The 16,033-nt window shown below is 39.0% G+C and carries 17 protein-coding genes; 2 read left to right on the top strand and 15 right to left on the bottom strand.

The features are described from left to right. Nucleotides 1-105: 105 nt before the first annotated feature. Both P3R27_RS12280 and P3R27_RS12285 read right to left on the bottom strand, forming a co-directional pair. Nucleotides 106-468, bottom strand: a complete 363-nt coding sequence (locus P3R27_RS12280) for an EF2685/EF0750 family sortase-dependent surface protein (protein WP_126133893.1) — start codon at nt 466-468, stop codon at nt 106-108. A gap of 258 nt (nt 469-726) precedes the next feature. After that, nucleotides 727-2,211, bottom strand: a complete 1,485-nt coding sequence (locus tag P3R27_RS12285) for an AcpB/EbpR/MafR family transcriptional regulator (protein WP_034689965.1) — start codon at nt 2,209-2,211, stop codon at nt 727-729. 202 nt (nt 2,212-2,413) lie between these two features. Between P3R27_RS12285 and P3R27_RS12290 the strand changes: the two genes are divergently transcribed. After that, on the top strand, nt 2,414-2,710 hold the full coding sequence (locus P3R27_RS12290; RefSeq protein WP_034689967.1) for an ArsR/SmtB family transcription factor: 297 nt from the start codon (nt 2,414-2,416) through the stop codon (nt 2,708-2,710). 76 nt (nt 2,711-2,786) lie between these two features. Next, on the top strand, nt 2,787-4,157 hold the full coding sequence (locus P3R27_RS12295) for an aldehyde dehydrogenase family protein (RefSeq protein ID WP_126133892.1): 1,371 nt from the start codon (nt 2,787-2,789) through the stop codon (nt 4,155-4,157). A gap of 496 nt (nt 4,158-4,653) precedes the next feature. Here P3R27_RS12295 and P3R27_RS12300 read toward each other — a convergent pair whose 3' ends face one another. From P3R27_RS12300 to P3R27_RS12360, 13 genes are all read right to left on the bottom strand, one after another. Further along, nucleotides 4,654-5,460 carry a tyrosine-protein phosphatase gene (locus tag P3R27_RS12300; RefSeq protein ID WP_034689968.1) on the bottom strand — a complete coding sequence of 269 codons (807 nt, stop codon included), beginning with the start codon at nt 5,458-5,460 and terminating at the stop codon, nt 4,654-4,656. Beyond that, nucleotides 5,461-6,429 (bottom strand): dimethylarginine dimethylaminohydrolase family protein, encoded by a 969-nt coding sequence (locus tag P3R27_RS12305; protein ID WP_034689969.1) that lies wholly within the window; start codon nt 6,427-6,429, stop codon nt 5,461-5,463. It abuts the gene before it with no gap. Nucleotides 6,430-6,461: 32 nt separating this feature from the next. Further along, complete coding sequence (locus P3R27_RS12310; RefSeq protein ID WP_034689970.1) at nt 6,462-6,746, bottom strand: hypothetical protein; 285 nt, start codon at nt 6,744-6,746, stop codon at nt 6,462-6,464. Nucleotides 6,747-7,026: 280 nt separating this feature from the next. Further along, nucleotides 7,027-8,457 (bottom strand): glycoside hydrolase family 1 protein, encoded by a 1,431-nt coding sequence (locus P3R27_RS12315; protein ID WP_034689971.1) that lies wholly within the window; start codon nt 8,455-8,457, stop codon nt 7,027-7,029. 178 nt (nt 8,458-8,635) lie between these two features. Next, a complete protein-coding gene (locus P3R27_RS12320) occupies nt 8,636-9,037 on the bottom strand; it encodes a PTS sugar transporter subunit IIA (RefSeq protein ID WP_034689972.1) in 402 nt (133 codons plus the stop codon). Between the two features lie 13 nt (nt 9,038-9,050). After that, nucleotides 9,051-9,860, bottom strand: coding sequence for a PTS system mannose/fructose/sorbose family transporter subunit IID (locus P3R27_RS12325; RefSeq protein WP_034689973.1), 810 nt, complete (start codon nt 9,858-9,860; stop codon nt 9,051-9,053). Further along, on the bottom strand, nt 9,847-10,737 hold the full coding sequence (locus tag P3R27_RS12330; protein ID WP_034689975.1) for a PTS mannose/fructose/sorbose/N-acetylgalactosamine transporter subunit IIC: 891 nt from the start codon (nt 10,735-10,737) through the stop codon (nt 9,847-9,849). Before P3R27_RS12330 ends, P3R27_RS12325 begins: the two co-directional genes overlap by 14 nt. Nucleotides 10,738-10,750: 13 nt before the next feature. After that, on the bottom strand, nt 10,751-11,230 hold the full coding sequence (locus P3R27_RS12335; protein WP_301356797.1) for a PTS sugar transporter subunit IIB: 480 nt from the start codon (nt 11,228-11,230) through the stop codon (nt 10,751-10,753). Between the two features lie 57 nt (nt 11,231-11,287). Next, nucleotides 11,288-12,265, bottom strand: coding sequence for a tagatose-bisphosphate aldolase (gene lacD, locus P3R27_RS12340; protein WP_034689977.1), 978 nt, complete (start codon nt 12,263-12,265; stop codon nt 11,288-11,290). Between the two features lie 5 nt (nt 12,266-12,270). After that, complete coding sequence (locus P3R27_RS12345; RefSeq protein WP_126133891.1) at nt 12,271-13,464, bottom strand: SIS domain-containing protein; 1,194 nt, start codon at nt 13,462-13,464, stop codon at nt 12,271-12,273. A 1-nt stretch (nt 13,465) separates the two neighbouring features. After that, nucleotides 13,466-14,209 carry a GntR family transcriptional regulator gene (locus P3R27_RS12350; RefSeq protein WP_034689980.1) on the bottom strand — a complete coding sequence of 248 codons (744 nt, stop codon included), beginning with the start codon at nt 14,207-14,209 and terminating at the stop codon, nt 13,466-13,468. Between the two features lie 373 nt (nt 14,210-14,582). Beyond that, nucleotides 14,583-15,566, bottom strand: coding sequence for a tagatose-bisphosphate aldolase (gene lacD, locus P3R27_RS12355; RefSeq protein WP_034689981.1), 984 nt, complete (start codon nt 15,564-15,566; stop codon nt 14,583-14,585). Then, the gene (locus P3R27_RS12360) at nt 15,563-16,018 is read right to left on the bottom strand and encodes a fructose PTS transporter subunit IIA (RefSeq protein WP_034689984.1); all 456 of its coding nucleotides are present in this window, start codon (nt 16,016-16,018) and stop codon (nt 15,563-15,565) included. The genes lacD (P3R27_RS12355) and P3R27_RS12360 overlap by 4 nt, the downstream gene beginning before the upstream one ends. Nucleotides 16,019-16,033: the final 15 nt, after the last annotated feature.

Genomic DNA, 16,033 nt, shown 5'->3' on the forward strand with positions numbered 1-16,033 from the left:
TTTGATGTTTCTTCAGTTGTGTCGTCTGCGAAAGCTGTGATGCCTCCGGCAAAAATGGTGGATGTTAACGCTGCAATGGTAGCTAATCTAACGAATTTCATGTATTTAAATCCTACTTTCTTTTATTGTTTTTTTCATTTTGTGTTTCCAAAAACTAAGAGTAACGACGATGATCAGAATACCCAATATTTTCCAAGTATTCATCTGACTCTCGTTCGTTTGCGGTAATCTTTTATGCTCGCTCTTTGTCACTTCTGATGGTGCTTGAGCGATTTCTTTGGGAAAGGTTGGTTTTACTTCAACTTCGGGTGCTGGCTCTGGCGTTCCCGGTGTTTCATAGACGCCAGTAAAACCAATCGTCCCTTCAGTTTCCACCGAACGTACTTCTGTCCCATGAACAACTAGTGGTGTATACATTTGAATCAGTAACATACTTACACTTAGTATGTATCTTTTTTTGAATTTCATATCCCTCCCCCTACACTTGTTTCTGACCAGTAAGAGAATATTTTGTTGTTTCCTCTGCCTGTACATACAAGGTTAACGTAATACAAACAAAGAAGAAATTCAGGATTTGCACTAACTAGTGAACCTGATTGTAATCATTACAATCTTGTAGTTATATTCTCTTTATCTTTCTTATTACAAAACAAACAATCGAGAAAGAACCAATAGAAACTGCTTTCCTTAAGTCCTTCCTCAATTGAGTGCTATTTATTCGCTATGTCATGCTAAAAGCATTTTATCAATTAGAGGGTTCATGCTTGTTAAAATATTAAGCCAATCGTTTTTATCCGGTACGCGATTAATCAACAGGTAATCTTTTTTTAATTGATAGTCTAATAAGTATGGTCGATAATTGGTCACGATCAAGTCAACATGTTCAACATTCAAACGTTCCTCTGTGAGTTCTTGTAACCGAATAAATAGAACGTTGTGTTGCTTTGAAAGAAGTTGGATTGCTTGGACTTTGATCAGTTGAACCATCAAGTGATTCCCTTCTAAAAGAAACAATACTGTTTTTTTCGGACCATAATAAGAAAATAGAATCTCTGTGTACATTGTTAAACTCGCTACGACATCATCCAAATAGGCTTCTGAAAAAGCCAGTGATTTTTGATTTCTAAGGATAAATTGCTTGTTTTTTTCATAGGGTATGGCGTATAGTTCTTGGATGGTTCTATTTTCCTCACTTAGTAGCTTATTCAAAATAGGACAGATTTCATTATTGATTTTTCTACCTAGAAAAAATGCTTTTAGGAAAATTGGTAAGACAGAGTCATTTGCCACATCGATATGAAATACTTCAAAATAGGACTCGACAACTGCAGTAATTTCAGGCCATTGATTATACTGCTCGAAAAAAGTTACCTCATGTGACACGCTATCAATGGTTCGTTGACTTACGGTAACAAAGAAAAGCCAGATCAATTCGTCAGGGTGTAGAGTAATTCCATAGTTTTCTTCGATAAGAGGAACAATTTCAGAAAGCAAGACAAAATCTTCTGTATCTGAAATTTTTATACCCTTGATGCTTTGTGGAAGTATAATGATGTGTCCTTGCTGATTTCTGACCATTGAAATGTATACACAATAATAAAAAGCATTGACCATGATCCCTGTCCCAAATTCATACTTACCAAGACGTTCACCTAGATTATCTAAAAACATCTGGTGGATACTTTCTGGGGGATAGACCGTATAAGGAGTAGGCTCCCCTTCGTAAAAGAAATCAAAAAAGAACTTGCGGATATTTCCTTCTTCTCCAACAAGATCTACTGGTTTCAAACTAAGTGAAAGCTGATATTCTTCTAACGCCTCATTGATTTGAGATACTGCACGTAGCATTGTACTTTCTGAATAGCTATAACGATCCGCTAATTCTTCAATCGATACTAGTTCTCCGAAAAATATATCGCTAACGATCTCAAACCAAATTTCAGATTCTAATAAAGCTTCTTTCTTTTCGTGATACAGTTGGCGATTTGTTTCTTTAAAAAAATAACCAGATGTATTTGACTCAAAAATTGCAGTATCTTCAAAGTATTTTTTCAATTCGCTAACGTCTTTTAGGATCGTCCGTTTAGATATCACAAGTTGCTGCGAAAGACCAACAATTGTAAACATATTTTGTTGTTCGATGACATTTAGGATACGCATCCACCTTTCCGTAATCGTGTTCGTGATAAACTTTAATTGTAATTCTCGCATCTAAGCACCTCATTTGTTTTTTATATCTATTCTTAAAAAAAATAGATTGTAAACATGTATAACAAAAAAAGTGAAAAAATACTAATAATAAATAAGTAAATAAACTAAAAATAACACACTTATGGTACCTTTTTATGACAGAAACACCGGTTGACAGGTTTCAACTTATGATGTTACTCTCACTTTAACAATTGAGGTCATTATGCGAGAAACATTTTTAGCGTTATTACGGGATTCCACGCCGCTGTTTGCAACATTACAAGAAGAAAATCGTCAAGAAATCGTCAGTTTACTAGTAGAAAAAGGCGGCTTAAGCGTGACAGAAATCACAGAAGAAATGTCGATTTCTCGCCCAGCTATTTCTCATCATTTAAAGTTACATTTACAAGCAGGGATTGTGTCTGTCGAAAAACGTGGCAAAGAGTGGATCTATTCTTTGGATGTTGCCTACATCCAACGTAACTTCAAAGGATTTATGCAACTATTGGAAAAAATATAACCAGGCTACGGCTTTTCTTTTTAAATAAACAGGTTCATAAGTTCGAACATATAAATCGATTAAAAGGAGAAAACGGATGATCAACCAACTTTTACAAGAGCAACAACAATTTTTTGAAACAGGACAAACAAAATCAATTGATTTTCGCTTGGCACAATTAGCAAAACTGAAACAAGAAATGAAAGAGAGCGAGATTGAATTGACACAAGCCTTGTTCAAAGATTTGCGAAAACCAGCACATGAAGCATACGTAACTGAAATCGGGGTCGTCTATCAAAGCATTTCTATGATGATCAAAAAATTAAAAAAATACGCGAAACGTCAAACCGTTCATACACCGATCTATATGTGGGGAAAAAGTTATCTTGATTATGAACCTTATGGACAAGTCTTGATCATCGCACCTTTCAATTATCCTTTTCATTTAGCTATCGAACCACTGATTGGGGCGATTGCTGCGGGGAATACGGTAATTTTGAAACCAAGTGAATTAGCACCCAATGTATCCAACGTTCTGGCAAAGCTGATCCGTTCAATTTTTCCCAAAGAGTACATTGCCTCGGTCGAAGGTGGTGTGGACGTAACGACTGAATTACTCGCACAAAGATTCGATTATATCTTCTTTACTGGCAGCGTACCTGTCGGAAAAATCGTAATGCAAGCTGCCGCAAAGAATTTAACACCCGTCACTTTAGAATTAGGTGGCAAAAGTCCCGTGGTCGTCGATGATACTGCGAATCTAAAATTAGCAGCCAAGCGGATCATTTGGGGAAAATTGCAGAACAACGGACAAACATGTATTGCACCAGATTATGTTTTAGTGTCTCGTAAACGAAAAGAGGCATTAATCAAAGAAATGATGATTGCCATGAAAGAATTTTATGGTTCTGATGTCAGAAAAAATACAGATTACGGCAGGATCATCAATGACCGGCATTTTATGCGACTACACAATTTGTTGAAAGTAGATCAATCATTCATCGCCGCGGGTGGTGAAACCAATCGGGCAGACTTGTTCATTGAACCGACTTTACTAGACCTTCCTTCCCATGAAGCGGCAAGTATGCAAGAAGAGATTTTTGGTCCGATTTTACCAATCTTGTCGTTCGATACGATCACTGATGCAATCACTCAAATCAAATACTATGAAAAACCATTAGCATTGTATCTTTTTACAACCTCTACTAGGAATAAAGAGAAAATCATGTCGGCCATTTCATCAGGGAATGTCACCGTCAATGATGTACTCAAACATGTCGCGAACCACCATTTGCCTTTCGGCGGAGTTGGAGAATCTGGTATAGGCGGTTATCATGGCAAGTATAGTTTTTTGACTTTCTCTCATCAAAAAGGAGTATATGAAAATCGATCGAAATTCAATGTCCCCGGCTTATTTCCGCCATATAATGAGCGAACTTTAAAATTACTGAAGCAAATATTGAAATAGATATCCAGTCATTTTAGAATAAATAGAATGATGCCTCTCCCGTATCTCCTAAAACTGAATTAACAGCAAAAACAGAAGTACAATCATTGAAAATAAGGTGACCACCATGAAAATTGCTCTGCCAATTTTTGTGGTTGTCGCCTTATTTCTCAAGTCTAAACACTCCTGTCTCAACCTCATTTTCAAGCAATATGATTTGGCAAAAAAAAGGAAGTTTTACCCTCGTTGCTACAATATAGATCCAATCTGATAGTTACTTTGATTATTAAAAAAATGAGAGGGGCTACCCCACAACAAAAAAATTTTACCCTTATGTATTGTATTCATTAATCAATCGAATTATTTTCCTATTCTTTTATTGATTATTAAAAAAACTGACCTAATTTCTTAGATCAGTAAATATCTCTATAGAGTTGATTAAATATGAATAGCCACTTACAAATTTTCATAGAAAAAGCAATATATTCACTTTTACAGGAATGAGAAAGAGTAAAACTCACCCTTTAAGAAATTGATGATTCATTGCCTGTAAACTTAGTTGATCGATAGCCAATGCTTGTTTCAAATAAGTTTGGATCGACCCGTATTCCTTTTCTATCACTTGATAAAAACGGTCCAAGTAACTACTGTCCACATTCAATGCAACATTTAAAGCAGCTAGATTCCCCTCGTTCAAGTGGACTTTTTTAGCTTGCGCCAAAATCAATGCATTTTCTTTTTTACGTAGTTCATTCGTGCGTAAATAATCGACATAGATTGCCTTACGAGGAACGTCTAATGACTCTAATATTAGCAAAGCTGCGATTCCCGTTCGATCTTTCCCAGCAAAACAGTGAAATAACAGACTTTCCTCTTGATCCAAAGTAAGTACTTCTTGGAAGAAACGAGCATATCCTTTCTGTGAAGTGGGATTCAAGGCAATATCTTCATATATTTTTGTCATATAGTTCGTGGCTTTTTCAGGTGAGCCGATTTTCACAAAATCTTCCAGCCCAGCGCCTTCTTCTGCCACATCTTTCATGATGTCGATATGAATATACTTCGTTTGTGGAACAGGTTTATCTGGTCGAGCTTGGATTTCATCTTCGCCACGTAAATCAACGATTTTACTTAAACGATAGGAGGTTTCTAAATGTTTAGCATCTTCTTCTGTCAAACTAGATAATTCACCTGAACGCAAGAAAACATTTGTTAAAACTTCTTTGCCATTTCTATTTTTGATGCCACCGATATCGCGAAAATTTGTGATTTTTACCATTTCTGCAATGACCTTCCTTTTTCCATATTTTAGGATTTTTTCCACTTAGTTCCTCAGAAGCGGTTGCGTACTGCATCTGAAAGAACCACCAAAGATCCTTGTCAGTTGATAGTCAACATACTCGACGGTGATTCCTCGTTTCTCTAATTCTTCTCCAATAAACATAAATTCTGGATCTGTGATGTACGTTGTTTCATTGATCGGCAAGCCATTCGTTGCCAAGCGAGAGGCTTGTGCTAAAGACACATCTACCCGATCCCAATGGCTTAATTGTTCTGGGATACCACTTAGGAACGCTTCTTCACACACGATCATCAATCCATCTTTGACAAGGCTTAATGCGCAGTCTAAATGTAGGATCGTCGGATGAAGTGGCACTTCGATCACTTTGTAGCCAAATCGCTTGACTAGATTTCTTAACCATTCAATACCACGAGTATTGGATGCTAACCCTGAGTTACCTGCAAAAATCGTTTTTCCTAATACTAAAACATCTCCACCTTCTAAGAAAGGCCCTTGTTCTGAATCGATACCTTGCGAAATATCCGGCTTAGGAATAGAAAAATACAAGCAGTCATTCTCATTCGATTCATTCATTAGTAGCTCACGAATCGGTAGAATCTCATTTCTGCGGTGTGGGAGCTTCAATGAGCCTTCAATCAATAGATCCCCGATCGTAAAAAAGGGATCTCGGGTGAAAAAGTTACTGTAGCCATACTCTAGTCCTAGTTCTTTTTCAAAAGAGGTCAATTTTCTTGGTAAAAGGACTTCTACCTCATGTTTTTCTAGTACTTTTTGTAAATTCTTTCGTTCGACTTCCCAAGCTTTTTGTTGTTCTGGGAAAGCTTCACTAAAGTCTTTGCCTATCACTTCAGGCCCACTAAATAATTCATGGTTTTCTTCTGTCAAGAAATCGACACCGGTTAATTCTTTCGTAGGAAAGCCAAATTCAGACTGTGCTAAAACGACCCGTTTTAGCGGTGCAAACTCGCTTTTCACAAAAATATGATCCATCGTTTCTGCTCCTCCTCGATTTGTTCGAATCTTTACAGGAAATAACATGCGAAACCAACCAAAAATATTAAAACAATCAAAGCAATCATTGGTTCGACCCATGTTTTTTTCGAAGAAAGAAAGACATTTTTCTTATTTTTTACAAATCCCCAACCAAAATTTCTAGGGAGTTGTACTTCTAATATCATCCCACCTGATAAAGGCAACAGTGCCACTTTATATCTGGATTTTGCAAACAAAAACAATGACATAAAATAAAGACCGAACTGGATGATTTTGATCAATCGAATGATTTGGATATTTTTGATTTTTCTCACTATTTCTCTCCTTCTATCCTAGCGGTTATCGTCTAACAATAACACCCTTTCTCTTTTTCTTAGGATATTTTTTAATTATTTGGTTAAAAGAGCGTCCTATTCCGTTACCTCTGCTCCCCAACCCCCACTATCTGTCAGAAGCAACTTTTTTACTATAGCATGAGTTGACTTCGTCTAGATCAAATCGATCATAATCGTTGGTTTTAGACTCATAACCTGCAAAATCACTCACTAAATAGCCCACATCCAGTCGATTGGAGGTGGGCTATTTTCTACCGAATTATTTCATTTCTACGCTTTCACCATTTGTCGCAATCACTTTTTGATACCAGTAAAATGATTTTTTAGGCGAGCGGGCCAATGTTCCGTTGCCCTCGTCATCTCGATCGACATAGATAAAGCCGTATCGTTTACTCATTTCACCAGTTCCTGCACTGATCAAATCAATACAGCCCCATGAAGTATACCCGATCAAGTCCACGCCATCATCGATTGCTTTCCCCATTTCTTGGATATGTTGGGCGAGATAATCGATTCGGTAATCATCATGGATCGAGCCATCGGATTCTACTTTATCGACCGCACCAAGTCCGTTTTCTACGACCATCACTGGGATTTCATAGCGCGAATAGATTTGATTCAAGGTATATCGCAGTCCGACCGCATCAACTTGCCAACCCCACTCGCTTGTTTCAAGATACTCATTGGCAACCCCACCAAATAAATTGCCGCCACTTTTATCTGACCGAGTATTTAGATCATGTGCTATACACGTACTCATGTAATAACTGAACGTATAGTAATCGACAACGCCTTCCTTCAGGAGTGCCAAATCCTCTTCTGTGATGTCCACTTCGATTTGTTCTTTTTCAAAGTAGCTTTTCATGTAATAAGGATAGGCTCCTTTGACTTGGACATCGCCACAGAAATAATTTAACCGGTCATTCATTTGTTGCGTCTTCAACACATCTAATGGATGACATGTTTTGGGATACATCGTGATATACGCCAACATACAGCCGATCTGAAAATCCGGATTGATGTTATGTCCAGCAATCACCGCGCGAGCAGAAGCAAGGAAGACATTGTGTAAGGCTTGATATTTTTCTGTTTCCGTATACGTTCGATTGAATAATCCATTGATTTGTTTGCCATGCTCTAAGACACCAAAATTGATTTCATTGAAGGTCAACCAGTATTTCACTTTGCTTTTGTAGCGTTCAAAAAGTGTCGTTGCGTAACGTTCGTAATACTCGATCGTTCGTGTGTCTAAAAATCCGTCATACGTTTTTCCCAAATGAAACGGTAACTCAAAATGTGAGATCGTCACGATCGGTTCGATCCCATATTTATGTAGCTCATCAAACACTGCATCATAGAATTTCAAGCCTTCTTCATTTGGCTGTGCCTCATCCCCATTAGGAAAAATCCGTGTCCACGCAATCGATAAACGATAGGCTTTAAATCCCATTTCCGCAAATAATGCGATATCTTCTTTGTAGCGATGATAAAAATCAATCGCTGTGTGGCTCGGATAGTAATACTTGGTTTCATCAATCACCAAATCAAATGTGCGCCGTTCCCCCATCTCACGATTGCCTGCCCGATTGTGATCGCTGATCGAATCTCCTTTGCCATTGACATCCCATGCTCCTTCACATTGATTCGCCGCTGTTGCACCACCCCATAAAAAATTCTTCGGAAAACTCATCAGTCATTGCCCCTTTTCAGTTTGATATGATAGCCTTACCGCAGTTATTCTGCCGTTGGGTATAAAAAAAGACCCAATCTACCACCTAAAAAGGCCGTTGATCAGGTCTAGCTTAACTGAATAATCACTATCCTAACTAAAAAGATACTATTTTTTGTAAACGTTGTCAAATATTGATTTATTCGTCATCTTCAGCCAATGCAGCAATCACTTGGTTCACATTCAGAATATTTTCTGCACCAGAGCGAACATATTCCGGCGCCGATCCAACCATTTGACTATTGATAAATTCGATGACCATTGGCATATTCATGCCTGCATATAATTCGATTGCTTCGCCTTCCATGATCAATTGAGCAATACTATTTGCAGGTGTCCCACCCATCAAATCACAAAAAACGACATAGTCTTCCAACGAAGAAACGACCGCAAGAAATTTTTCTTTGAAGTCCTCTGTTCCTTCTTCTGGCAATAAAGCCACAGTATGAATATGAGCTTGCGGTCCCATGATCATTTCGGTACTTGCCTTTAGTCCTTCACAAAGTCCTCCGTGACTGACAAGAACTAACTGTTTGCTCATTTTCACCACTCTCCTATTTTGAAATCACACCTAAAGCGGATAAAACGACACAGATGATCAAGACGATAAAAATTGCTCTTGTGGATGTCATATTCTTTTTGCCTAATAACCAATAGACACCACCAACGATCGCGGCTGGTAATAATTTAGGCAGGATCATATCAATATTATTTTGCATGTTCATCGTCACATCACCAATGCTCGGCGCCCAGGAAACTTGTACATTCACCATTGTAGCAACTAATGCCCCGACCATAAACACCCCTAACAAAGTGGCGGCATCTGTGAGGGCTGTTAACCGTGATTGCATCGTGGTCACTAAAGAAATTCCTTCCTTATAAGCAAATTGCAATTGTTTCCAACGAAAGACCATGACTGCGATTTGTGCTACTATCCAGATAAAAATCCCCGCGGGGTTCCCATTAATTGCCATATTTGCGGCTAATGCCCCAAAAATGGTCGGGATCAATGCGGCGAAAATGGAATCGCCAATCGCGGCGAAAGGCCCCATCAATCCAGCTTTCATCCCGGAAATGGTTTCTTTTGCAGCAATGCCCTCTTTTTCTTCAATTGCTAAATCGATCCCAGTAATGATCGTGTTGAAAAAGTTAGAGGTATTAAAAAATTGTGTATGAGTCTTCATTATTTCTTTTAATTCCGGCGTATCATCTCCGTAGATTTTTCGCAATTGTGGCAGGATCGTATAGAGATAACCTGAACCTTGCATCCGCTCATAATTCCAGCCTAATTGGAAGGTCAACAAGCTTCGGCGGTTGATTTGTGTAAAGTCTTCTTTCGTTAACTTGTAATTAGATTTCGTCATCTTCGATTTCTCCTTCCTCAGAGGTTGTATGGGGACTTGCTACTTGCTGGTTTTCTGTTCGTTGATTGTTTTTATAGCTGATCGCTGCTAAAGAGAAACCGATCATTGCTACTGCCAACATCGGTAATGAATTGAAGGTTGCCGGCAAATCTTTGACGACACTTGCGACACTCGTGCCAAGCAACTGGACATTTGAGAACAACGTTGCTAATAAGGCAGTGATCGTAAAACCTAAAATCAGATAGGGAAAATGTTTCTTGACCGGTAAATAGCGTAGTAAAATAGCAAAACCAACAGCTGGTAAAACGGCTCCTGCGACAGATAAGCCATCGCCTAACCATTTCAACTCGCCATTTAGTACAGCGACGACGTTTTCGACTAATCCGCCACCAAATGCTAAGGCTAAAAAGACAGGGATCAAACGTGACAAGGACCAAGGAAGAGCACCTAATAAATAATTGCGTTCAATTGCTTGATAATTCATTGTTTCGACATGTTGGTCGATACGATGAGCGAAGTACGTATTCGCAAATCGAGCTAAAATATCCAATTGGATCATTAAACTAGCGACAGGAACTGCAATAGCCGCAATTGCCTGTTCTGGATTCATCCCTAATGAGATGGAAAAAGCAGTTGCTAGTATCGTTCCGGAGTTTGCATCGATCCTTGAAGCACCGCCAAATGTTCCAACACCTAGAACGGTCAATTGCATACTACCACCGATGATCAATCCAGCTTGTAAATCCCCCATGACTAATCCGGTGAACAAACCGGCAAAAACGGGGGCACTCATTGAGGAATAAATTTGTAGTTCATCTAAAATCTGATAACCTGCATATAAAGATAATAATAAGATTTGCCACCATTGAATGGACATCTACTTAACCCCCTTATTTATTCAAAAGACTCATAAAATCTTCTGATTTATCACTTGGTACCATTTGTGCGGTCAAATGGACCCCACGCGCATGTAACTGTTTGAAATCCTCCATATCCTTTTCCACCACATTGATCGATTTGGTGATTGATCTGGTTTCATTTGTCTGAGACATATTCCCTACATTGACTTCCTTGATCGGCACGCCTCGTTCAACAAGTTTCAATAATCGATCAGGTTTTTTGGCGACGATCAGTAAGCCTTGGGAGTCATATTTCCCAGCGAGAATATTCTCTGCAGCTTTTTCAATCGGTAAGACACTTAACTTTACTCCTGCTGGTGTGGCTAATTTCAAGCCACTTTTTTCTACTGTATTCATTGCAACCTCATCATCTACAACTAGTATCCGAGTAATCGACAACTTCGTTACCCAAAGATTCGCGACTTGTCCATGTATCAAACGTCCATCGATTCTTACACCAATAATTGCCATTGTTCATTCTCCTTTACCACTAAATTTATCATTCTTAAACCAAAGGTAACGCTTACATTATTCACCTGTTTTTTGATACCAAGGTGTTGCTGTCTGGTTGATTACTTGATTCAAGTTCTCAATATTCTTTCTACCTTGTGTCCGTAACCATTTGATGGCTCCTTCTTTCCCAGCATCTACATAAGCTTTGACGCCATCTTTCCAAGTCGCTCTTCCGCACAAGACACCATTGAAGGTGGAACCTGACTCATGAGCAAAGACTAGTGTTTGTTGGAATAATTCAGAAGATACACCCGCACTCAAGAAAATGAATGGCAAGTGAGTCGCCTCGCTTTGTGCCTTGAAAAAGTCAGCTGCTTCTTTTTGACTATAGACGATTTCCTTGTCACCAAAACCTTCGACAAAGTTCATATTGACTGGTACTTCGACTTTCAAAACATCTACTTGGTAGCGAGGCTTTGAAAATTCTCTCATCATTTCAATCACTTTATGCGGTTTGACCTTTGCATACTCCGATGAAGCGTTATCATTTATGTTTGCATCATAAGAAAGCAGTTCTAAATAAAACGGGCGATCCTCTCCTGCACATTCACTTCCTAGACGTTCAATAAAGACATGTTTCAAATGATTGATTTTTGGATCTTCATCAACGTCATAATAAAGTAAAAATTTCACTGCATCTGCTTGTTCTTCTTTTAATCTCAAGGAAGACCAGTCTCCTAATAGATCTGGTAAACGTCCAGGAGTCGATACGTCATAACCCGTTTTTTCATATGCCAAGAGCAAACCAGCGGATTGATCACGTACTTTGGCCGCAGGCAAACCATATTCAGGATCTAATAAAATAGCTGAAGCATAGGGCGTCAACTCACGAGAAACCAACGCTTTGAACTCAATCAATTGTTCATCTGTGGGTGTTTCTCCTAAAGCCGACAGCATTTTCTTCAATGCCCCCCGCTGATCGATTGCTAATGCACTGATGATGCCGTCTTTTGTTGCTAATCGTTCCATCGCTTTTTTCTTATTTGGTGTCATCGTTTTTATTGACCTCCTTGTGATTCATTTTGGTACGCATGGATCGTCACACCTTTGACTACTCGATTCACCGTTCCTGTCGGTGAAGGTGTGTCAGGCGTATTTCCGACTTGGATCGACATCTGCAAAGCAATGATTTGTGCGGTCAGGATCATCACAACAGATAGATAGGCATCGGGTAATTCTAGCGCGACTGGTTCTAGGAAAAAGTTTGCTCCAGAAAAGTCTCTTTGCGTCGATTGAGCAATGGCTAACACCTTTGCAGCAATAGCATTGCCATTGATTTCCTCTAAAATATCTAAATCATAGTTGCGTGTGTACTCTTGGTTCGTCACAAACCCAATCACTAAGGTTTGCTCATTGACAAAGGATTTTGGTCCATGACGAAAGCCCATCGAAGAATCAAAGATCGTCGCGATTTTCCCAGCAGTCAACTCTAAGATTTTCAGCTGTGCTTCTCTTGTGGCGCCAGCCAAGCTACCTGAACCAAGATATGCGACCCGATTGAACGGTACTGCTAAAAATTGGCTCAGTTCTTGCTCTCTTTTTAGAACATCTTTGCCGATACGGATCAAGGAATTAACATACTTTTGTTTTGTTTCTTGGTTCGTTTGATCAAACAGCCAAAGGGCACTCAATAACATACATGTAAAACTACCTGTCATGGCAAAGCCAGCATCATTTGCTTTTTGTGGCATCAACAACAAGAAATGTTGCGATTGTTCACGTGCAACTTGTGCTAATTGTCCATCTTCTGCACACGTAATCGCTAAATGAAACAACGTATCCACCACTTGATCGGCGATTTTGACCGCTGCCAGACTTTCCGGACTATTGCCACTTCTAGCAAACGAAATCAATAACGTGGGTTGATCCGGAAACAAATACTCTCTTGGCGAAGCAACAATATCAGTCGTACCAAAACTATGAAAAGCAAATCGTTTGGTGTCTCCATGCTCATTCAAGTAAGGAACAAGCGTATCGCCTACATATTGAGAAGAGCCTGCACCGGTAAAGATGACTTGGATTTGTTGCTTGTTTGCTTGTTTTTCAAGTTCATCAAAGAAAAGAGTTAATTCATTTTTCTTCTCTTCTAAGATGTCCACAACCACTTCCCACAGATTTGGTTGTTGTTTGATTTCTTCTGTAGTGATCCTTGCCCCTATTTTTTCTAATTCATCCTTCGACAGTTCAAACATGTTATTTTCCTCCTAGATTACTCCGAACATGACGGATCTTATAATGGAATTGGTCTGCTCTTGCGATACTATCGGTGTATTCGATGATCTCGTTTTTAATATTGAATGTCGTCCGTTTCAAATGTAGGATCGGCGCACCATCACAGATGTGCAGTAACTCCGCATCTGTTGCGTACACAATACTCGCATAGAATTCTTCTTCTGCCACTTGGACATGTTGATCAAAATCCTGCAGAAAGACATCATATAAAGGCTTACTTTCCAATAACGATAAATCAAGACCAAGAAATAGTTTTGCTGGTAAATAAGATCGCTCAACCATTAAAGGTACATCGTTCGCCAAACGTAATCGTTTGATCTTGAAAATCGCTTCGCCTAAATTGAGATTCAAACATTCAGCCAACTGCTTAGTCGCAGCTTGTTTTTCAAAAGCTAAAATAACCGTTTTCGGTGTACGCCCCAATGCCAACATTTCTTCTGTGAAGCTGTAAGCACCTGCTAAACTCGCTGCTTGATGCGATAAGTCACTGACAAACGTCCCTTTTCCATGTTTTTTATAAATATAGCCAAGTGTTTCTAATTCCCGTAATGCCAATCGAACCGTCGTCCGACTCACACCATAGTAGAGACATAATTCCCTCTCAGACAGCAATTTATCATGGGGGATCATTTCTGTCTCAATTCGTTTCTTTAGCACATCAACTAGTTGATAATATAACGGTTTCCCTTTACGAGAATTTTCCATTTCTTTACCCCTTCCAACTGGTTATAACCACAAGACAATCGTAAAGTAATAATAACTAGCTGTCAACATAAAAATCGTTTAAAAACCTCTACATAACAACGTTTACATTAACTATATATAAAAAAATTTTAAATACCTCGAAAATACCACTTAAAATAAAAAAACAGCATAACCCTCATAAAAAGAAACATAAAGCTTAGCCTAAAAAAAGCTTGTTATACTAGAAAATTTATAAAATAATGAACAAATCCAACGATTCTTTTTCTTCCATTCCGCTAAATTCCAATGAAAAATAACAAAAAAAGAAACACTTCATTTGCCATGTCTAGGCGCTCAAAGTGTTTCTATTTACTATTTCAAGATGACTAACCAACTAGCGACAAATCTTATTTTGCCAAGGCGAAGCTGTCTTCATCAAGACGCCATTTAATTCCTCAATGTTGTTTCTTCCTTGTTCAGCTAGCCATTTTTTTGCCGCCTTTCCCCCTTGATCTGCAAAAGGTACCACGCCACCTGCCCATGTAGCTCGCCCACATAAAACACCATTGAACGAAGACCCAGCGTTTTTGGCAAAGTGTAACGTTTCTTGGAATCCTTTGGCACTGACACCTGCACTCAGAAAAATAAACGGTAAGTCAGTGGCTTGGCTTTGCTTGATGAAGAAAGCGGACGCCTCTTGCTTGGAATAAATGATTTCTTCTCCAAAACCCTCAACATAAGTCATATTGACAGGTACTTCTACCTTCAGGACATCCACATTGAACCTCGGCTCTGAGAATATTTCCATCATTTCAATGACTTTTTTTGGTTTGATCTTGGCATATTCTTTGGAGGTCGTATCTGGGATCGTTGCATCATAAGATAGCAATTCTAAAAAGAAAGGAAGATCTTCCGCCAGACATTCTGAACCGATTCTTTCTACATATGCCTGTTTCCGTTCATTGACTTCTTCGCTTTCGTCGACATCATAGTAAAGCAAGAATTTGCAGCCATCTGCTCCAGCTTCTTTTAGCCTTTTGACTGACCAAAAAGCTAAAGTATCTGGCAAACGTCCAGGTAGCGTTGTATCATATCCTGTTTTCTCATAAGCCAACAATAGTCCAGCTGTCTTGACGCGTTTTTCGGCAGCGGGCAACCCATATTCTGGATCTAAAAGAATCGAAGAAGCAAAAGGTGTCAATTCTTCGGACACGAGTTCTTTGAAATGGATCAAATCATCCACTTTGACCTCCTCTTGATGTCTCGCTATCATTTTTTTCAATGCCCCTCTTTGATCAATTGCTAGAGCCCCAATGATTCCGTCTGGATTACTCATGTTTACCAATGCCTGATATTTTTCCGCAGATACTTTCCTCATATTCTTAACATCCCTTCTAACTTAGACTCAATCAAACCAACAATTTCTTCTTGGTTGGGAGCCGCAATAAATGCCTGTTTAAAACTATCATCCAGCAACATTCGTGCCATTTGCGAAAGAAGCGCCAAATGACTGGTTCCTGCTTCTTTGGCTGGAATAAACAACGCAATCACATACTTGATCGGTTGACCGTCTAAACTATCCCAGGCCACTGTATTCGTTAATTTCAAGATCATGATCGTTGGTTCTTCTATACTTTCACTTTTCGCATGAGGGATCGCAAAGCCATCCATCATACCAGTCGTGCCTTCTGCCTCTCGTTGTTTCAAGCCGATTTTGACCGCCTGTTCATTGGTCGCTTTTCCTACCTCGACGATTTTTGTTGAAAGAAACTCAAATACCGCTTCACGAGTATTCGCCGTCACATTGGTATAAACAAATAAATTTCCCATCAAATGAATCCTCTC

The sequence above is a fragment of the Enterococcus spodopteracolus genome, assembly GCF_030441955.1.
Taxonomy (GTDB): domain Bacteria; phylum Bacillota; class Bacilli; order Lactobacillales; family Enterococcaceae; genus Enterococcus_B; species Enterococcus_B spodopteracolus.